Origin of the sequence: Mesorhizobium sp. M0184, assembly GCF_040322215.1 — a bacterium.
Taxonomy (GTDB): Bacteria; Pseudomonadota; Alphaproteobacteria; order Rhizobiales; family Rhizobiaceae; genus Mesorhizobium.
This window is the reverse complement of sequence record NZ_JAMYSZ010000007.1, coordinates 160,289-179,751: the sequence shown is the minus strand read 5'-3', so window position 1 is coordinate 179,751 and position 19,463 is coordinate 160,289. Positions and strand designations below refer to the sequence as shown.

General features: G+C 63.3%; 18 protein-coding genes. 13 read left to right on the top strand and 5 right to left on the bottom strand.

Annotated elements, in window-relative coordinates:
* Positions 1-100: 100 nt before the first annotated feature.
* Entirely contained in the window at positions 101-1,501 is a 1,401-nt protein-coding gene (locus NKJ23_RS11775; protein WP_352680406.1) for an FAD-binding oxidoreductase, read from the top strand.
* Positions 1,502-1,536: 35 nt separating this feature from the next.
* Here NKJ23_RS11775 and NKJ23_RS11770 read toward each other — a convergent pair whose 3' ends face one another.
* The 3 genes from NKJ23_RS11770 to NKJ23_RS11760 form a co-directional block, all read right to left on the bottom strand.
* A complete protein-coding gene (locus NKJ23_RS11770; RefSeq protein ID WP_023676041.1) occupies positions 1,537-2,466 on the bottom strand; it encodes a pseudouridine-5'-phosphate glycosidase in 930 nt (309 codons plus the stop codon).
* A gap of 12 nt (positions 2,467-2,478) precedes the next feature.
* A complete protein-coding gene (locus NKJ23_RS11765) occupies positions 2,479-3,588 on the bottom strand; it encodes a carbohydrate kinase (RefSeq protein ID WP_352680405.1) in 1,110 nt (369 codons plus the stop codon).
* Between the two features lie 242 nt (positions 3,589-3,830).
* Complete coding sequence (locus NKJ23_RS11760; protein WP_352680404.1) at positions 3,831-4,679, bottom strand: MurR/RpiR family transcriptional regulator; 849 nt, start codon at positions 4,677-4,679, stop codon at positions 3,831-3,833.
* Between the two features lie 186 nt (positions 4,680-4,865).
* On the opposite strand from NKJ23_RS11760, the gene murA reads away from it, so the two are divergent.
* From murA to NKJ23_RS11715, 9 genes are all read left to right on the top strand, one after another.
* A complete protein-coding gene (gene murA / locus NKJ23_RS11755) occupies positions 4,866-6,122 on the top strand; it encodes a UDP-N-acetylglucosamine 1-carboxyvinyltransferase (protein ID WP_352680403.1) in 1,257 nt (418 codons plus the stop codon).
* A complete protein-coding gene (locus tag NKJ23_RS11750; protein WP_352590296.1) occupies positions 6,119-7,009 on the top strand; it encodes a glucosamine kinase nucleotide-binding domain-containing protein in 891 nt (296 codons plus the stop codon). The genes murA and NKJ23_RS11750 overlap by 4 nt, the downstream gene beginning before the upstream one ends.
* Positions 7,010-7,194: 185 nt before the next feature.
* A complete protein-coding gene (gene murQ, locus NKJ23_RS11745) occupies positions 7,195-8,118 on the top strand; it encodes an N-acetylmuramic acid 6-phosphate etherase (protein ID WP_352680450.1) in 924 nt (307 codons plus the stop codon).
* A 99-nt stretch (positions 8,119-8,217) separates the two neighbouring features.
* Positions 8,218-9,738: an ABC transporter substrate-binding protein gene (locus NKJ23_RS11740; protein ID WP_352680402.1), complete on the top strand. Its 1,521-nt coding sequence runs from the start codon at positions 8,218-8,220 to the stop codon at positions 9,736-9,738.
* 34 nt (positions 9,739-9,772) lie between these two features.
* Positions 9,773-10,732: an ABC transporter permease gene (locus tag NKJ23_RS11735; RefSeq protein ID WP_352680401.1), complete on the top strand. Its 960-nt coding sequence runs from the start codon at positions 9,773-9,775 to the stop codon at positions 10,730-10,732.
* Positions 10,732-11,571, top strand: coding sequence for an ABC transporter permease (locus NKJ23_RS11730; RefSeq protein WP_352680400.1), 840 nt, complete (start codon positions 10,732-10,734; stop codon positions 11,569-11,571). Before NKJ23_RS11735 ends, NKJ23_RS11730 begins: the two co-directional genes overlap by 1 nt.
* A complete protein-coding gene (locus tag NKJ23_RS11725) occupies positions 11,568-13,316 on the top strand; it encodes an ABC transporter ATP-binding protein (RefSeq protein WP_352680399.1) in 1,749 nt (582 codons plus the stop codon). The genes NKJ23_RS11730 and NKJ23_RS11725 overlap by 4 nt, the downstream gene beginning before the upstream one ends.
* A gap of 68 nt (positions 13,317-13,384) precedes the next feature.
* A complete protein-coding gene (locus NKJ23_RS11720; RefSeq protein WP_352680398.1) occupies positions 13,385-14,386 on the top strand; it encodes a serine hydrolase domain-containing protein in 1,002 nt (333 codons plus the stop codon).
* A 5-nt stretch (positions 14,387-14,391) separates the two neighbouring features.
* Positions 14,392-15,522: an anhydro-N-acetylmuramic acid kinase gene (locus NKJ23_RS11715; RefSeq protein WP_352680397.1), complete on the top strand. Its 1,131-nt coding sequence runs from the start codon at positions 14,392-14,394 to the stop codon at positions 15,520-15,522.
* Here NKJ23_RS11715 and NKJ23_RS11710 read toward each other — a convergent pair whose 3' ends face one another.
* Positions 15,523-15,951 carry a GNAT family N-acetyltransferase gene (locus NKJ23_RS11710; protein ID WP_352680396.1) on the bottom strand — a complete coding sequence of 143 codons (429 nt, stop codon included), beginning with the start codon at positions 15,949-15,951 and terminating at the stop codon, positions 15,523-15,525.
* 49 nt (positions 15,952-16,000) lie between these two features.
* Positions 16,001-17,176: an MFS transporter gene (locus tag NKJ23_RS11705; protein WP_352680395.1), complete on the bottom strand. Its 1,176-nt coding sequence runs from the start codon at positions 17,174-17,176 to the stop codon at positions 16,001-16,003.
* 48 nt (positions 17,177-17,224) lie between these two features.
* Between NKJ23_RS11705 and NKJ23_RS11700 the strand changes: the two genes are divergently transcribed.
* The 3 genes from NKJ23_RS11700 to NKJ23_RS11690 all read left to right on the top strand — a co-directional run bounded on the left by NKJ23_RS11700 (position 17,225) and on the right by NKJ23_RS11690 (position 19,389).
* Positions 17,225-17,764: an Lrp/AsnC family transcriptional regulator gene (locus tag NKJ23_RS11700; RefSeq protein ID WP_352621046.1), complete on the top strand. Its 540-nt coding sequence runs from the start codon at positions 17,225-17,227 to the stop codon at positions 17,762-17,764.
* 157 nt (positions 17,765-17,921) lie between these two features.
* The gene (locus NKJ23_RS11695; RefSeq protein WP_352680394.1) at positions 17,922-18,461 is read left to right on the top strand and encodes a dihydrofolate reductase family protein; all 540 of its coding nucleotides are present in this window, start codon (positions 17,922-17,924) and stop codon (positions 18,459-18,461) included.
* Positions 18,462-18,471: 10 nt separating this feature from the next.
* Positions 18,472-19,389 (top strand): sigma-70 family RNA polymerase sigma factor, encoded by a 918-nt coding sequence (locus NKJ23_RS11690; RefSeq protein ID WP_352680393.1) that lies wholly within the window; start codon positions 18,472-18,474, stop codon positions 19,387-19,389.
* Positions 19,390-19,463: the final 74 nt, after the last annotated feature.

The following is a 19,463-nucleotide window of genomic DNA, read 5'->3' as shown; positions in this document are numbered from 1 at the left end:
CCGCATGTTTTCTTTCCAGCGAAATTCGCGTCAAGCCGCTCCTGCAATCCTCGCCGGTCTTCGCGTGCGTTGCATCGATATCTGCGCGCCAATAGCATCCGTGAGCGCCCTCTCCTCGCGAACCGCCGAGCTTCTGTCGCGACTTGAGGGTCGGCTCGATCGGTCGGCGATCGTCTCGGCAGATGAGGCCGGGCCGCGTTACAGGGAAGACCCCGACGGCAAGACCGGTGCGCGGCCGGAGGTCGTGCTGCGACCGCGCACTGCCGGCGAGGTGTCGGACATACTGCGCCTGTGCAATGAGGCGGGGCAGAGGCTTGTGGTCCAGGGGGGCCGGACCGGGCTTGCCGGCGGCGCTCGCATCCAACCCGGCGAAGCTGTGCTGTCGCTGGAGCGCATGACTTCCGTTGAAGCTCTCGACCGCGAGGCGGCGATCATCATCGCCGAGGCCGGCGCGCCGCTGCAAGCGGTGCAGGAAGCCGCCGATGCGGCCGGCTTGCTGTTCGGCGTCGACATCGGAGCGCGCGGCACGGCCACCGTCGGTGGCAATGTCGCCACCAATGCCGGCGGCATCCGTGTGCTGCGCTACGGCATGTACCGGGCGCAGGTGCTTGGGCTGGAAGCGGTGCTTGCCGACGGTAGTATTCTGACCTCGCTCAAGGGTTTGGCGAAGGACAACTCCGGCTACGATCTCAGCCAATTGTTCATCGGCAGCGAAGGCACGCTCGGCGTGGTCACACGCGCATGCCTGCGGCTGCATCCGAAGCCGGCCACCGAGATCAACGCCTTCTGCGCGCTTGCTTCGCTCGACGCGGCGATCACGTTGCTTGCGCTGCTCAGGCGGAAGCTCGGGCCCTTGCTGTCGGCCTATGAGGTGAATTTCGCACCGCTCTATGGCGCCATGATCGCCGGCATGGAGGCGCCGGCGCCGCTGCCCGCCGGCTCGCCCGTCTATGTGCTTGCCGAGATACAGGGCAGCGAGCCCGACCGCGACGGCGAACGTTTTGCCGCGGTGCTGATGCAGGCGGTTGAAGATGGCGTGATCGACGACGTGGTCGTCTCGCAATCGCCGCGCGAATTCCGGGCGCTCTGGGCGGTGCGAGAAGAGGCCAACCGTTTCCTGTTTTCGATGGCAGGCCTGATCGGCGTCGATATCAGCATCCCACTGGCGAGAATGGCGATTTTCCTGGGCGAAACAGAAGCCGCCATCAGGGCCGTCGACCCTGGCGCCGACATCTACGTCTTCGGCCATCTCGGCGACGGCAATCTGCATTATCAGGTTCGCACCGCGGATCCGGCGGCCGCATACGGCATCGTGTACCGCGGTGTTGCCACCGCCGGCGGCGGCGTTTCGGCCGAACATGGCATCGGCCTCGACAAGAAGAAATGGCTGCACCTTGTGCGCCGCGACGCCGAGATCGCGGCCATGCGCCGCCTGAAAGCAGCCTTCGACCCGAACAACATCCTCAATGCCGGGCGCATCTTCGACCTGGCGCCGGGCTGAAATCGAAGGCCGGTAGCGCTGGCCGGATGCTGTCGCTATCTGGTCGCGCTCTTCAATTCCGCATGCGCCACCGCAATGCGGGCAGCAAGCGCGGCGTTGTTGCGGACCAGCGCGATGTTGGCCTTCAGGCTGCGGCCTTGCGAAAGCTCATTGATGCGTGCGAGCAGAAACGGCGTTAGTTCTTTGCGCCCGATGCCGCGCTTCTCGGCCTCAGCCACGGCCGCTGCGATCGTGCCGTCGATGAACGCCGGATCGAGCGCGTCCGCTTCGGGGATAGGGTTGGCGACGAGAATGCCGGTGCCGGATTCCATCTCGTCATGCAGCAGCATGGCTCGCGCGATCTCGTCGGGCGTGTCGAGGCGATGATCGGCCTTGAGCCCGCTGGAGCGGGTGTAGAAAGCCGGAAAATCATCGCTCCCATAGGCGATCACCGGCACGCGCTGAGTTTCCAGATATTCCAGCGTCTTCGCAATATCGAGGATCGACTTAACTCCGGCGCAGACGACGGTCGTGCCGGTTTGGCCGAGTTCGGTCAGGTCGGCGGAGATATCGAAAGTGGCTTCGGCGCCGCGATGCACGCCGCCGACGCCGCCGGTCGCAAAAATGCCGATCCCGGCTAAAGCGGCGATCCGCATCGTCGCCGAGACGGTGGTTCCGGCCGAGCCGCCGCGCACCATGATGGCGGCGAGATCGCGCCCGGAAGCCTTGACCACGCCCTTTGCCGCTGCCAGCTCTTCCAGTTCACGGTCGTCGAGGCCAACCTTGATCTTGCCGGCGACCACTGCGATCGTGGCGGGCACGGCGCCGTTTTCACGCACTACGGTCTCGACACCACGGGCAGTTTCCAGATTGGCCGGATATGGCATGCCGTGGGTGATAATCGTCGATTCCAATGCCACCACCGCGCGGCCTTCATCAAGCGCAGCAGCGACTTCATCGTTCAGGTGGACAAGGAAAGGTTTCATATCATCTCGCTTTCAGGCAGGAATGCGGTACATGCCGGCGGCAAGGAAGCGCGGCGACAGATCGGGATGGACGCTGGATTCGCTCTCGGTGGTCAGTGTGGCAAGCAGCGCGCCGGTGCGCACGGCATGAGCGACCGGCTCACCCGAAAGCACCTTGTACAGTGTGCCGGCGATCATCGCGTCACCGGCGCCGGTGATATCGACGGGCTGCGCCGGGACGGAGTGCATGGTCGTCACACCGCTCTCGGTCGCAACGGCAAATCCATGCGCGCCCACGGTCACGACCACCTCGCCGGCGCCGGCCGCGCGCAGCGCTGCCGCTGCTTCCTCCGGCGTCAGCCGCCTGTCGGCATCCGTCATGCCGAGCATCGTATTGGCCTCGTCATGATTGGTGAACAGAAGATCGATGCCGGTCAGGTCCTTCGGCAGGCGCGCTGATTTCGGCGCCGATACCGTGTCGACTGCGAGCTTGAAGCGCGCACCCTGCTTGCGCGAGATCAGTGCTGCGAGGGTCGCGGCCGGCAGATTGCAGTCGATGAACACCCATGTCGCCGAAGCCAGATGCGGCCAGAAGCGGTCGAGATAGGACGACAAAAACAGATCGAAGATCTCCATGTCGGCAATGCCGAGCACGAGGTCGTTGTTGCGGTCGAGGATGGCCGCGTATTCCGCCGTCGGCCGTTCCGTGGTGGTGATGACCTGGCTGACATCGGCGCCGAGGTCGCGCAGATGCCGCACCAGTGAGCGGCCGGTTTCATCGTCGCCGACGATCGAGACGAAGCTTATGTCGACGCCGAGGCGGGCAAGGTTTTCGGCGACGTTGCGGGCGACCCCGCCGAAGCTGCGATAGCCGTCGACCGGGTTCGACGTCTCGAAAATCAGATCCTTCTTGGCGTGGTATTTGCGGTCGAGCACCGCGCCGCCGACGCAGACCATGCGCTTGGACGTCGGCAAGACGTAACCACGGCCGAGAATGTATCCCTTGTTGACGAGTTGCACGATGTGGGCCGCGACCGTCGAGCGGGCGATGCCGAGCACCGTTGCTATGTCCTGCTGGCCGGCGAATGGGTTCGCCGCAATGAGGTCGAGAACCGCTTGTTCCTGTGCTCCAAGGTCGTCCATTGTCTCACCCGGCCGTCAAATTCGAGGCTGAACGCTTTCGCAACAATAGATGACATTGTCAACATTTGTTTCGACCGGCGGCATTTGACCAATCGGCGCTCCCGCGACTCTCTTCCAGCCGGACGAAGAAAGCGGGTGAGCACATTGAAGAAAGCTATTTCACCAAGAAGGACGAAAGTTGCTCTTGTCGGCGTGCAGCGCCAGGGAGGAACTGAGGCCTTAACGCGAGACGGCGAAGAGCGCTAAGCCTTCAGCACCGAGACGGCCAGTTCGCTGTTGTGGACGTATTCGTTGGCGTCAGGTTGCTTCTGCACGAGCAGGATGAACAGCAGGTCGGTCAGCGTCAGTTGTGCGTCGCGTGCGGTTATCGACGAAGAGCGCGCGCGCTCTTCGTTGGCGATCGTGTGCAGGCGAATGTCGGCAACCCGGCTCAGCGGATTGTCGCGAAGTCCGGTGACCGCGATCACGGTCGTGCCACGTTTGCGGGCAAGTTCGGCTATGCGCAGGGTTTCGATGCTCGCGCCGGAATAGGAGAGCGCGAACAGCACGTCGCCTGGCCCGAGCGTCGAGACATTGGCCATCTGCACGTGGCTGTCGCTGTCGTGCAGCACGTTGCGGCCGAGCTTCATCAGCTTGTAGGAGAAGTCGCGCGCCACCAGCGAGGATGCGCCGACGCCGGCCAAATGAATACGGCGCGCACCGTTCAACGCTTCGAGAGCCTTGCCGATTTCCTGCTCGGTGTTGGCTGCGACGGTCTGTTGCATCGACAAAAGCTTGCTGCCGATCAGCTTGCGCAAGATGACCAGATAGCTGTCGTCGACCTCGATCGAACCGTGGATCATGCCGGCCGGCACGTGCCATTCCTGCGACTTGGCCTCACTGACGGCGAGCTTAAGCTCCTGATAGCTGGAATAGCCGAGCTTCTGGCTGAACTTGACGACGCTCGACTGGCTGCGGCCGATCTCGGCGGCAAGCGCCGCCGTCGACAGGCGGAGCATCTGGTCGGGATTATCGACGATATACCGACCGATCTCGCGGTCGCCGGGCGCCATGACTTCGAGCTTGGCCTCGATCTTCTTCAGGACGGACATGCGTTCCTCCATTGCCTGTCATCGACAATGCCAAGCCAAGGAATAAATTATTCCGTCTCTGATTGCCAGCCAAGAATGAACCATCAAATCTCGACTGGTGCGGTTGCGGCCCAGCCTTCGGGCATGTCGACGATTCGGACATGAAAGATCGTAGACTCGCCGACAGCTCGGGATTAGGTCAGAGCCATGGACAAATTGCGGATCGTCGGCGGGCACAGGCTTGAGGGCGCGGTGACGATCTCCGGCGCCAAGAACGCGGCCTTGCCGCAAATAGCGGCGGCGTTGCTCAGCCCCTATCCGCTGCAGCTGACCAACCTGCCTGAGGTGACGGATGTCGACAACATGCTTGGCGTCGTCGGCCTTCATGGGGCCGAAGTCACCAGATCGGCGAATGCCGCCACAATCGATACCAGTGCTGCCGCTTCCAGGGAGACAAGCTACGATACCGTCAGGCGCATGCGCGCGACGGTGCTGGTTCTCGGTCCACTGCTTGCCCGCTTCGGCCATGCCCGGGTCTCGCTGCCTGGCGGCTGCGCGATCGGCGCACGGCCGGTCGACATGCATGTCGCCGCACTTGCCGCACTTGGTGCCGATATCGCGATCGAAAACGGACTGATCGTCGCGTCTGCGCCGGGCGGACTGAAAGGCGCGCGCATCGTTTTGAGCTCGCCGTCGGTCGGCGCGACCGAAACGGCGATGATGGCGGCGACGACGGCAAACGGCGAGACCGAGATCCTCAACGCGGCCCGCGAGCCGGAGGTGGCCGATCTTGCCGCCTGCCTGAACCACATGGGCGCGCGGATCGAGGGCGCCGGCACGCACCGCATCCTGATCGGGGGCAGCACAGACTGGCGCGCCGCCACGCACGACATCATCCCGGACCGGATAGAGGCCGGCACCTATGCCGTCGCAGCGGCCATCACCGGCGGTCAGCTCGAGCTGACCCACGCGCGGCTCGAGCACATGGCATCCATCGTCCAGCTGCTCGAAGCAGCCGGTGTGAAAATATGGCCGGGCGACCGCGGGCTGATCATATCGAGAGACGGGCCGCTCAAGGCGGTCGACGTGACGACGGAGCCCTATCCGGGCTTTCCGACCGATCTCCAGGCGCAGTTCATGGCGTTGATGTGCTGTGCCGAGGGCGCTTCGCTGTTGCGCGAGACGATCTTCGAGAACCGCTTCATGCATGTGCCTGAACTGATGCGGCTCGGCGCCAATATCAAGCTGCAAGGCACCATGGCGCTGGTGCGCGGAGGCGAGAAGCTGAAGGGCGCGCAAGTGATGGCGACCGACCTGCGCGCCTCCGTCTCGCTGGTGCTAGCAGCGCTGGTGTCGGAGGGCGAGACGACGATCAATCGCGTCTATCATCTCGACCGCGGGTACGAGCAGTTGGACCGCAAGCTCCGGCTGTGCGGCGCCCAGATCGAACGAATAAGGCAATGAGTGCCGGTGGGGCGTCTCCGCATTATTTCCTGGGCGTCGATGGCGGCGGAACCGGCTGCCGCGCGCGTATCGAAGACGAGGCAGGAACCGTGCTCGGGCAAGGCCTGTCGGGCCCGGCGACAACGCGACTCGGTATAGAGGTGGCCTGGGCCTCGATTGCCAAAGCCTTTGGCGCGGCGATCGAAGAGGCAGGTTTCGCGGCGGCGGAAATCGCCAGGATCCGCGCGGGTATCGGTGTTGCCGGCATCGGCCGTAAGGGTGCGCTCGAGGCGTTTCATGACATCGAACAACCCTTTGCGAGCATCGACTTCGTCAGCGACGGCGTCGCGGCTTGCCTTGGCGCGCATTCGGGTCAAGACGGCGCCATCGTCATAGCCGGGACCGGTTCGATCGGGCTCGGCTTTGTCGAAGGGCGCGACCTGCGCGTCGGCGGCTACGGTTTTCCGATTTCCGACGAGGGCAGCGGCGCCGATCTCGGACTGAAGGCAGTGCAGCTTGCCTTGCGAGCCCATGACGGCCGGCATGAGCGGACGGCGCTGCTGGCCGAGGTGATGCAGCGCTTCAAGGACGATCCGTTCGAGGCGGTGGCCTGGATGGACCGCGCCAGCGCGACGGACTATGCCGCCATGGCGCCGATGGTGATCCGCCATGCCGACCAGGGCGATCCGGCCGGTCGGCGGATCGTGCAAGGCGCTGCCGAGCAGATCGACACCTTCGTGCGGGTGCTGTTCGAAAAAGGCGCGCCGCGGGTTACGTTGCTCGGAGGGTTGTCCAGCCCGCTTGAGCCATGGCTCGCTCCCGACGTCCGCCGACGGCTGAAGCCGGCCGACGGCGATGCGGTTTCGGGAGCCATAATCCTGACCAGAAAATCCCTCTGCCGCCAGTGATGCCTTGCTCGGCAAGGAATATAATATTCCTACTTTCCGTTGACAAAGGGAATATCGAATTCTAAAAAGTTAACGAAACAGAACCGGCGCAGCCGGTACGGAGCCGACGGCCAGGTGCAGGCACTGGACGCCGCTTGCCGCGGGCATCACAGTCCTGCTCGCAGTCGCACTTGAAAGTAAGCGAAGTGGTCGAACAAGGGTTGATGTCGGAGCTGGAGCGGCTGGTTTCCGAGGACCGGAACCCGAAAACCATGGACATCGATCTGTTGCCGACCCTCGAGGTGCTGCGCAAGATCAATGACGAGGACAAAGGCGTTGCGGCAGCCGTCGAGAAGGTCATCCCCGATATTGCTGCGGCCGTGGACCGGATCGTGAGCGCGTTCCAGAACGGTGCACGCCTTGTCTATATGGGGGCTGGCACCAGCGGCCGGCTCGGCGTCCTCGACGCGTCGGAATGTCCGCCGACCTTCGGCGTACCCGAGGACATGGTGGTGGGCCTGATCGCCGGCGGCGTCGACGCGCTGGTGCACTCTGCGGAAGGCGCCGAGGACGATCCGAAACAGGGAATAAAGGCGCTGCAGGACATCAAGCTGACCGCTGGCGACGTGGTGGTCGGCATCGCTGTCAGCGGACGCACACCTTATGTGATCGGTGGCCTGACTTATGCCAAGGAAGTGGGAGCCACCACCGTGGCGTTGTCCTGCAATCCTCGATCGACCATTGCCGGCATTGCCGATATTGGCATCTCTCCGGTGGTTGGCCCGGAGGTCCTCACCGGCTCGACCCGGCTGAAATCGGGAACCGCGCAAAAGCTGGTGCTCAATATGCTGTCCACCGCCAGCATGATCCGCATCGGCAAGAGCTATCAGAACCTGATGGTTGACCTCAATCCAAGCAACAAGAAGCTTGTCGCAAGGGCGGTCAGGATCGTGATGCAGACGACCGGCTGCGCGGCACAGCAGGCACGACAGGCACTCGACCAGACCGGCAATGATGTAAAACTGGCAATCCTGGTGACGATCACCGGCATGGGTGTCGAAGAAGCACGTAAGGCGCTTACCAACGCGGGAGGTTTCCTGCGCAAGGCGATAGGCGAAAAGACGGTGTAAGACCGCATGGATACTGGGCCGATGTTCCGGGGCGTGTGTCCCTTTGAAGCGGTCCGGGGAACTGCAAGGCATCTGGTTTAACAATAATGGGAGACGACAATGGTACGGCACATTGGCAAGAAACTGCTTTCCGGCATGACGCTCGCGGCAATGGTTGGCATCGCCGCGCTACCGGTGCAGGCGAGTGCGGCGACGCTGCATATGGCGTGGTCGCAGGACGCCACCGGTCTTGATCCGCACAAGCAGACGGCATTCTCCTCACTGCGGCTGCTGGAGCTGATCTACGAACCGCTGGTGCGGCTCGACGCAAACCTGCAAATCACGCCCGCGATTGCCGATTCATGGCAGTTCTCGCCGGACGGCAAGGAGCTGAGCTTCAAGCTCAATCCGAAAGCAAAATTCCAGAACGGCGCCGCCGTGACCTCGGCCGACGTCAAGGCATCGTTCGAGCGCATACTTGACGAGAAGACGGGTGCTGCGGCGCGCGCCAACTTTCTCTCGATCGCCAGCATCGACACGCCCGATCCCGCCACCGTCGTGTTCCACCTCTCGCAGCCGGACGTGCCGATCCTGACGGCGATGAGCGACGTCAACGCGGCGATCGTCCCGGCAAGCGAAATCGCGGCCGGCTCGATCGGCACGACAACGATCGGCTCGGGTCCGTTCAAGCTCGAAAAATGGGATCCGAATTCCAAGGAAGTGCTTGTCGCCAACAAGGACTGGGCAGGCGGCGCGACCGGCGTCGACGGCATCGATATCAGCGTGCTGCCGGACGAGACGGCGATCCTGGCGGCAATGCGCACCAAGCAGATCGATTTTGCCCTGCTCAACGATCCGCTTGTCGCCACGCTGGTGCCCAAGGAAGCCAGCCTGCAGTTGAACCGCGTGCCGGTGCTTGCCTATCACGTGCTGCAGCTCAATCCCTCCCGCAAGCAGATGACCGAACTCAAGGTGCGTCAGGCGATTTCCTGCGCCATCGACCGGCAGGAAGTGCTGGACACCGCCTCGCTCGGCGAAGGCAAGGTCACCGGCCCGCTGACCATCCCGGCACTGGCGACCGATCCGAAGCAGTTGTTCTGCTATAAGCGCGACATTGAGAAGGCCAAGCAGTTGATGGCCGAAGCCGGCTATGCCGACGGCTTTTCGGCGACCGTGATCGGCGCCACCGGCGAGCCGCCGACGGCAGCGGCGGAAGCCCAGGTCATCCAGTCGCAACTCGCAGAAATCGGCGTCAAGCTCGACATCAAGATGATGGAGCTCAACGTCTATGTCGACGCCTGGCTGAAGGGCGATTTCGACATGGCCGTCGCGCTGAACGGCGGCAGGGCCGATCCCTACACTATGTACAACCGCTACTGGACCAAGACGGGCAATCTGCAGAAGGTGGCGAACTATATCGACGACACGCTGGACAGTCTTATGCAGAAGGGCCGCACCGAGACCGACCCGGCAGCGCGCAAAGCGATCTTCGCCGACTTCGAGAAGCACATCACTGAGATGTCGCCCTGGATCTGGCTCTACACGTCCTACAGCTACACGGCACAGCAGAAGAATATCGCAGGATTCGAACCGGTGCCGACAGGTTCGCTGTTCAGCCTCGCCAAGGTGACGATCCAGTAGCTGCTTTGATGCCGGACGAGAGGATATTCTTCGCGTGAACTATCTGATGCGGCGACTGGCGACCTTCCCTCTCGTCCTGCTTGGCGTGTCCATCGTGGTGTTCCTGGCGATCCGGATGGTTCCGGGCGATTCGATCACGGCAATGCTGGGGACCGAAGCCGGCCTGCTGACGCCGCAGCAGCGCGATGCGCTTGCAGCTTATTTCGGCATCGACCAGCCCTGGTTCATCCAATACTGGCGCTGGCTGCTTGGTCTTTTCCAAGGTAATCTCGGCATTTCGTCCACCTATGGCAGGCCGGTGCTCGACGTCATCCTCGAGCGTTTCCCGCTAACGTTGGAACTCGCCCTGCTGTCGATGATCATCGCCCTGCTTGTCGGCATGCCGGCGGGGATCTTTGCCGCCACCCATAACGAAAAGCTGTCCGACCTCGGCGTGCGCGTTGTCGCAATGATCGGGCAGTCGACGCCGAACTTCGTCCTTGCCCTGCTGATCATCTACACGCTGTCGGCGGGGTTTGGGGTTTTGCCGGCGATGGGCGAGTTTTCGCCGCTGTGGCAGGATCCGCTGCGCAATCTCGGCCAGCTGTTGCTGCCTGCGGTCACGCTTGGATTTGCCTTCGCGGCTTCGGTGACCCGCATATCGCGTTCGGCGATGCTCGATGTGCTCAGCGACGACTATGTCAGGACGGCGCGCAGCAAGGGCGTTTCGGCGCGCGGCGTCATCTGGCGGCATGCTTTGCCCAACGCGCTCATCCCGGTCGTGACGCTGAGCGGCATCGAGTTCGGCTACCTCCTGGGCGGAGCTGTCATCGTCGAGCAGATCTATGCGCTGCCCGGTCTCGGCCGCATGGTGCTGGATGCCATCCTGCAGCGCGACTACGCGCTGGTGCAGGGAAGCGTGCTGTTCATCGCCTTCAACTTCATGATCGTCAATCTCCTCGTCGACCTCGCCTATGTCGCGCTCGACCCGCGTATCCGGCTAAGCGAGCACTGATGGCGACATTGCGGGCTATATTTGCGCATCCCAGCGGCCGCATCGGCGGTGCGATCGTTGCGCTTTATCTGCTGCTTGCCGTGCTTGGCATGCTGGGGCTGACGCCGCACAATCCGCTGACGCAGCACCGGGTCGAGCGACTGCATGCGCCTGACGGCACCTACTGGATGGGCACGGATCTGTTTGGCCGCGATGTCGCAAGCCGGCTGATGACCGGGATCGGCCAGTCCTTCATCGTGGCCTTCTTTTCGGTCGCCTTCGCGACACTGGCCGGCACCGTGCTCGGGCTGGCGGCAGCCTGGTTCGGGCGCCGCTGGGACGGCCTGGTGATGCGCATCATGGACGTTGTGCTGGCGTTCCCGGCGATCCTGCTGGCGCTGCTGATCGTCGCGGTTGCGGGACCGGGAACCTCGACCAGCGTCATTGCCATCGCCATCGTCTACACACCGATCTTCACGCGCGTCGTGCGAGGTCCGGCTCTGTCGCTCAAGGCGCGCGAGTTCGTCGACGCGGCCCGCACGTTCGGCAGCAGTGCGGGCTATATCGTAACACGGCATCTGCTGCTCAATCTGGTGGCGCCACTGACGGTTCAGGTGACGCTGGCGCTGGCCTGGGCACTGCTGACCGAAGCCGGCTTAAGCTTCCTCGGGCTCGGCACGCAGCCGCCCGCCGCGTCGCTCGGCCTGATGCTGAGCGACAGCCGCAATCTGATGGAGACAGCTCCCTGGCTGATGATCTTCCCGGGCGTGGCGATCATGATCGGCATCCTCGGTTTCAACCTGCTCGGCGATGCGTTGCGCGATGTCCTCGACCCGAAGATGCGGAGATCGATCGCATGATCCCGCTGCTGTCCGTCAGCGGATTGCGCGTCGGCTTCGGTCGCAACCCGCAAGCCAATGAGGTCGTGCGCGGCGTCAGCTTCGATCTCGCCGACGGCGAAACGCTGGCCATCGTCGGCGAAAGCGGCTCGGGCAAATCGGTTACGGCGCTGTCGATCAATCGCCTTGTCGATTATGGCGGCGGCCGCATCACCGGCGGGTCGATCAAGCTGAGGCGGGCCGACGGCAGCACCTTCGACCTGACCGCCGCAGCCGAGCCGCAATTGACGAAGATCCGCGGCGGCGAAATCGGCATGATCTTCCAGGAGCCGATGAGCTCGCTCAATCCGGTGCTGACCATTGGCTGGCAGATCGAGGAATCATTTCGCCTGCATCGCGGCCTGACCGGACGACAAGCAACGGCGGCGGCCAAGGACGCGCTCGACCGCGTCCGTATTCCCGACGCTGCACGGCGGCTGAAATACACGCCCAACCAGCTGTCGGGCGGCATGCTGCAGCGGGTGATGATCGCCATGGCGATTGCGTGCAACCCGCGCCTGCTCATTGCCGACGAGCCAACGACGGCGCTGGATGTTACGGTGCAGGCGCAGATCATGGCGCTGCTCGCCGAGTTGAAGCAGGAAACCGGGATGTCGATGATCTTCATCACCCACGACATCGGTCTGGTTGCAGGCATCGCCGACAAGGTGATGGTGATGCAAGGCGGAGAAGCTGTCGAGCAGGGCGCATTGAACCAGATATTGGACGATCCGCAGCATCCCTATACGCGGCATCTGCTACATGCGGTGCCGCATTTCGCCGGCGGCAGCGCGACACGCAGGGACGCGCAACGCGAAAAACAAAAAGCTGCCGAGCCGGCGCTGAAGGTCGATGGCCTCGTAGTGCGATTTCCAGTCAAGGGTGGCTTTCTCAGCCGTACCAGCGGTGCCGTCCATGCCGTGGACGGTGTGGATTTCGAGCTAATGCCGGGCGAGACATTGGCGGTCGTCGGCGAGAGCGGTTCCGGAAAGTCCACCACCGCCCGCGCGATTCTGGGGCTGGTGCGCTCGACGCGCGGCACAATCTCGGCCGGCGCGCGCAAGGCCGCCGCCGGGCAGAGCGCCCTTCCCGTGCAGATGGTGTTCCAGAATCCCTATGGCTCGCTCAATCCCAGACTCACCGTCGAAAACCTCCTCGCAGAGCCGGTGATCGCTACCGGCGGACGGATAACTGCTGAAACACGGGCGAAAATGGCCGCGCTGCTGAAACGCGTCGGCCTTCCGGAAAACAGCCTGCAGCGCTATCCGCACGAATTCTCCGGCGGCCAGCGGCAACGCCTGTGCATCGCTCGCGCGCTGATGCTCAATCCTTCGGTTATCGTCCTCGACGAAGCGGTTTCGGCGCTCGATGTGTCGGTGCAGGCCAGGGTGTTGAAGCTTTTGATCGAGCTGCAGCGTGAATTCGGGCTGGCCTATCTGTTCATCTCGCATGACATGGCTGTCGTCGAGCGCATCGCCCATCGCATCGCGGTCATCTATGCCGGCCAGATTGTCGAGATCGGCGATGCCAGATCGGTGCTCTCGGAGCCGAAGCACTCCTATACCAAACAGCTTATCGCGGCCGTTCCTACTATAGACCGGCGGCATGAACGTTTCGAGCTGGATGCGCGCCAGGTCCCCTCGCTCGTGCGTCCGCTGGGGTTTGAGCCGGGCCCGGCCAATTGGCAGCAATTCGGGCCGGATCATAGAGCACGGGTGGAAGTGTGATGATTGTCGCCCAAGGATATGAAAGGCCGGAGGGACGGCCCATCGCTGCCTTCCAAACGGAGGCGTAGTTGATCGACCATGATCTCTTCTCCCGCGCATTCGCCCCGCTCGAAGCGGCCGTGGCCGCATCGCGCATTCCGGGCGGCGTGCTCGGCATAGTTGACGGGGACGGCGAACGCATCGTCCGGGCAATCGGCTCAGCCCAAGTCGTGCCCAAGATACGGCCGATGCATGTCGGGACATGGTTCGACCTGGCATCCCTGACCAAAGTCATCTTCACCACGTCGCGTATCCTGGCGCTGGCGGAAGAAGGCGTCATCGACCTCGACGCGCCGCTGATTTCCGTCTTGCCCGACCTTCGCCAATATGACGAAAAAGCCTGGGAACGGAACGTAACGTTTCGCCAGTGTCTCGGCCATCAGACACCGTTTCCCGCCGTCGCGCCAATCTACACCTATGGGCGTGACCCCGAGCTGCTGCGCGCCTTCATCCTGCAGCGCGAATGGCAGGCTGGCGAGCCGGTCTATTCCGATATCAACTTCATCCTGCTCGGCTTCGTCCTGGAGCGCCTGTCTGGCAAGACCATTCGCGACATAGATCCCGGTCCGGGCTTCGCGTTCTCCGCCGAACCGGATCAAGCGGCGGCGACCGAAGACTGCACATGGCGCCATCGCGTGCTCTGCGGCGAAGTCCACGACGACAATTGCTCGGCCTTGCAAGGTGCCGGTCACGCCGGCCTGTTCGGAACGGCGGCTTCGGTCCTCGACTTTGCGCAAGGGCTGCTGGACGGGAGCGGCGCATCCGAGCGTTCGATCGCGCTGATGCGCACGCCCTTGTCGGCAACCCGCACCCATGGCTGGGAGCGACCCTACGAAGGCTGGTCCGGCGGCCGGTTTTGCAGCCCCGAAACCATCGGGCATACCGGCTTTACCGGTGTCGGGCTGTGGGTCGACTTCGACAAAGGCAGAGCCTGGACCTTGCTCACCAACCGGATCCATCCGACACGTCATTTCAACAGCGGGATCGCAGCGCTTCGCCAAGCGGTCGGCGATCTCGTCAACGGAGCCTGACAACCATGAATCCGAAAAATGGCGAACCCGTGTGGGCCGTCGGCCTGATGACCGGCACCGTGCTGGACGGCAATATCGATGTCGCGCTGATCAAGACCGACGGCGAACGGATTGACGACTTCGGCATCTACACCCTGGCCCCCTACCCGCGGTCGATCCGGACCTTGCTGGAAGAGACGCTGCGGCAGGCAAGGAGCTGGAATTTCACAGGGCCGGAACCGGCAATCTTCCACGAAGCAGAGGAAGCGCTGACGCGCGCCCAGTCCGCGGCGGTCAAGGATCTGGTCGAAAGCCACGGGCTGACGATGGCCGATATAGGGGTCGTCGGCTTCCACGGCCAGACCGTGCTGCACCGTGCCCCGCAAGTGGGCCGACTGGGCCAGACCCGCCAGCTCGGCGACGGCGAGCTGATGCATGCCATCCTTGGCACCAGGGTCGCCTATGACTTCCGCTCGGCCGACATGCGCGCCGGCGGCCAGGGCGCGCCGCTGTCGGCCGCCTATCACGCCGCGCTGCTGCTCGAAGCCGACGCCACCGGCGACACGGCGGTGCTCAATCTCGGCGGCGTCGCCAACATCACGTGGTGGGACGGCAAGGACAATGTTGTTGCCTTCGACACCGGGCCCGCCAACGCACCGCTGAACGATTTCATCAAATCGAAGGGGCTCGGCGAAATGGACCGCGACGGCGCCCTTGCCCGCGCCGGCACGGTCGACGAGGCACGGCTGGCCAAGCTCCTGCAGCATCCGTATTTGACCAAACCCTATCCGAAATCGCTGGACCGTTTCGATTTCGGCGCCTCGATGGCGGACGGAATGAACGCCGAGGATGGCGCAGCCCTGCTGACGGCCTTCACCGCGGCCGCCGTCGGCAAGGCGCTCGATCTTCTGCCGCGCCGGCCGAAGCGGCTGGTGGTCAGCGGTGGCGGTCGACACAACCCAACGATCATGGCCATGCTTGCCAGCCGCGCTGGCGTCGAAGCGGTTCCGGCCGAGGCGCTTGGCTGGAAGGGCGATGCGGTGGAGGCGGAGTGTTTTGCGTTCCTGGCAGTGCGCGTGCTCAGAGGCTTGCCGATCAGCTTCCCCAGTACGACCGGCGTGCCCCAGCCGATGCGCGGCGGACGCCTTGCCGGCTAACTAAGCCAACAATTTCTTCTGCAGGAAGACACGGCTGCGGCCAATGGGGAAATCGGCAAGCACGCCGAAGGGCAAATAGCCCTGGCGCTCATAGGCCTTGGCGGCCTTGGGATTGAACGTGTCGATCCAGGCGCCGTGACAGTCGCGCGCGATCGCCTCCCTCTCGGCCGCCTCGAGCATCCTGCCAGCCATGCGGTGACCGCGCAGTTTTTCATCGACCCAGAGCCATTGCACATAGAGCCAGCCCCAGGCTGTATATCCGGAGATGCCGGCGACAATAGCGCCGTGCTCGTCGCGCACGAACACGGCCAATGCCTTCCTGCAGGAGGCGCCGACATCACTGTCGTTGAACGCCGCAAGCCGCTCTCCGAGAAAAGCCAGCTCGTGCGGCAAGGGATCGGCGGTTGTCTCAAGCGTTGTATCGTCCATCCACCAAGCATCTATCGAAGGACGGGGCCGAGACGCAAGACTTGCTGCGCTATAGCTTCGGCGAACGCCACGCCGCTGCAACAGCAGCGATCAGCATGAGCAAGGCTGCAACCACCGCCGACGCCGCAAGACCGAATGTGGAATAAAGCGGTCCGAACGCCGTGGTGCCGACGAACACCGCGAGATAGGTCACCGCGCTGTTCAAGCCCATGATCGTGCCGCGCCGCGCAGGATCGAGCGCGGACAGGCGCATCACCAGGACGTTCAGCCCGAAATGATTGGCAAGGCCCCAGACGGCTATCATCGCTATAGTCAGATGGAAACTACTGCTCGCCGCGGCAATCGCGACATAGACGGCCGCGACGAGCAGGTAGGCAAATGGCATGACACGCCGCGCGCCCAGGCGGTCGATAACGCCGTCAAGAAGTGCCGCCGCACCAAATCCGGCGCCATAAGCGAGCGCGGCCAGCCCGTTGGCGCTGACCGGCCGTCCCAAGCCATTGTGAAGGTGATCGCCAAGATAGCCATAGACACCGTAGAACGCGGTCATGAATGCGGCGCAGGCAACCAGAAGCGGCACTATGCCGGGGACGCTCAAGGCGCCCAGCGGCGTCGGCGCCGGGCCGCTCTTCCTGACATCGCTCAGCGACGTCAGCGCCAGGCTTGCCAATGCGAGTGCTGCGAGCACCGCGACCGCCGCGAAAACGGCGCGCCAATGCACCAGGTCGGCAAGTACGGCCGACAGCGAAACCCCGGCGACCATGCTCAGCGTCCAGCCGGTCAGCACGACGCCTATGGTGCCGCTTTCGCGGCCGGGCGGTGCAATCGCGGCGGAGCTGGCGTAGATTGCCGGCATGGCGACACCTGCAGCGATGCCGGCGAGAAGCTGGGCCGCGACCAGCGCCGTCACCGTCGGCGCAGCAGCGCTGGCGACGAGCGCTATCGCCAGCAGCAGCAACGCTCCTTGCAGCATGCGGCGGGCACCAAGCCGGTCGATATAGCGCGCCAGGAACAAGGCGCTCGCCGACGTCCCGAGCCCGAACGCGGCGGACGCGATCATAACCGCCGGCACGCTTGTGCCGAAGGACTCGGCCACCGCCGGTGCGATCGGACCGAGCACCAGCGAGTTCGAGCCGATCACGGCAATGCATCCGGTGAGGAGGTAAGCGAGCGCCGGGATAGGCGGCCTTGCCGTAAATGTGGCGACTTGATCAGTGTTCGACATATGGCAATAATGGCCGTATTAAATTCTGCATCAATCGGGAATTTTAATATGGACGAAGAAACAGATGGCATTCCGCAGAACAGGCCCGCCGCCCGCGATATCGATGCAACCGACCGAAAAATATTAGGCGTTCTGGTCGACGACGCCACGATCAGCTATGCCGAGCTCGGCGACCGCGTCGGCCTTTCACCGCCGGCAGCCCATGAACGCGTCAAGCGCCTGCGGCGCAGCGGCGCCATCCGCAACACCGCGGTCATCATCGATCCCAAGGCGGTGCACAAGCCGCTGCTTGCCTTCGTCCATATCGACACAAAGGGGTGGGGAAAGACGCCGGAGCTGATGGCAATCTCCGAACACCCCGAAGTCGAGGAGATCCATTCGGTGGCCGGCGACACATGCATGCTGATCAAGGTCCGCACCGAGGACACGCGGGCGCTCGAGGGCCTACTGTCGCGCCTCTACGAAACACGCGGCGTCACCTCGACGCGAAGCTACGTCGTGCTCTCGACTTATCTCGAGCGGCCGGTGCAGCCGGGGATTACGACGGAGTGGCCGACGCCCCGGCACATGGCCAAGCCGCTTTATTAGCTCAAACGGTCCTCATTAGCTCAAACGGTCCTCACGCGTATCCAAAGTCGAACCGGAAACGTCTTAGGCACTGCATCCTGTGGTCATCCGTCGGGCCGGTTCGTTTGCGCCGGTTCTTGGATCCGACGGGATGCCTGTTGCGCACCGGAGACACGCGATGAGAAAATTGATCGTAGGCAGCTTCATTTCGCTGGACGGCGTCATCGAAGCACCAATGGAATGGGCGTCACCGTTCTTCGACGAGGAGATGAAGGAACACTCCTATGAAAAGGCCGGCGAGGCGGATTTTTTCCTGCTCGGCCGCGTCACCTATGAAATGTTTTCGGCGCGTTGGCCGCAGGTCAAAGGCAGCAAGTACATGGACCGCATGAACGGGCTCAAGAAGCTCGTCGCGTCGCGCAGCCTCAAGGAAGTGAGCTGGAACGCATCGCTGATCGAAGGGGACGTCGCTGCCGAAATCGCCAGGATCAAGCAGCAAACCGGCGGCAACATATTGAAGTACGGAGTGGGCAATCTCGACCAGACGCTGCTCGCCAACAGGCTTGTCGACGAGTATCAGCTCTCGATCGTGCCGACCCGCGTCGGCCATGGCAAACGCGCTTTCCAGGATGTCGACCCGTCCCTGGTCAGGCTGGAGCTTATAGATACGCACCGTTTCAAGAACGGCGTCATTACGTTGACCTATGTCCCGCTATGATCCGTATGCCATGAAGATGCAGCCAAGACTTGACCCGACCGGGCTTTTCGACGTCCGCTACGCCGGTTTTCTGGAGACAGTCGCGCATTTGCGTGGACGGCTGCACCGCTACTGTGCACGCATGACCGGTTCGACGCTCGACGCCGAAGACGTCATGCAGGAGGCGCTGTTCGAGGCCTATCGGAAGATCGAGAAGCTGGACGATGCGAGTGCTCTTGGCCCTTGGCTGTTTCGCATTGCACATAATCGCTGCATCGATTTCCTGCGAAGCCGGCAGGTGCGTCGGCATGCGGAGGCCAATTTCGTCGAAGACGAGATCGTCCTGCCGGTCGAGCGGGCCGGCAAGGGCGCGGATCGCGCGATCGAACGGCTGGTGATCCACCTGCCGCCCAAGGAACGCGCCTGCGTCCTGCTCAAGGATGTCTTCGACCATTCGCTGGAAGAGATCGCCGATCTCGTCGGCTCGACCGTGGGTGGTGTCAAGGCTGCGTTGAGCCGTGGCCGCTCGAAATTAGCCGCCTTGTCAGGCGAGCCAATCGTCCGTTCGGAGCCCCAGCGCGATCCGGAACTCCTGGAATTGCTCAGCCGCTATGTCGAACTGTTCAACCGCCGCGACTGGGACGGCGTGCGGGCGCTGACCAGCGCCGACGCACAATTGCGGGTCGCGGATTGCTTCACCGGCAGGCTGTCGGAATCACCTTACTTCGTCGAATATGAAAGAGCCTCGACGACATGGAAGATGGCGACTGGCGAGATCGATGGCGAGGCGGTGCTGCTCGTGCTCCACCATGGCGAAGATGGTTGGAAGCCTGCTCATCCGGTTCGGATCGAAGCCGCCGGCGGGACCATAAATCGCATCGCCGATTACTATGCCTGCCCCTGGATCATGCCGGCGGCTGGTGCGGTGGTCGTTTCCAGGCCGGCCTAACCAGCAGCAGGACATGCAAGTGGCCGGCATCAACCTCAATGAAATGGGATCGACGCCGGACAAGACATAGGCGG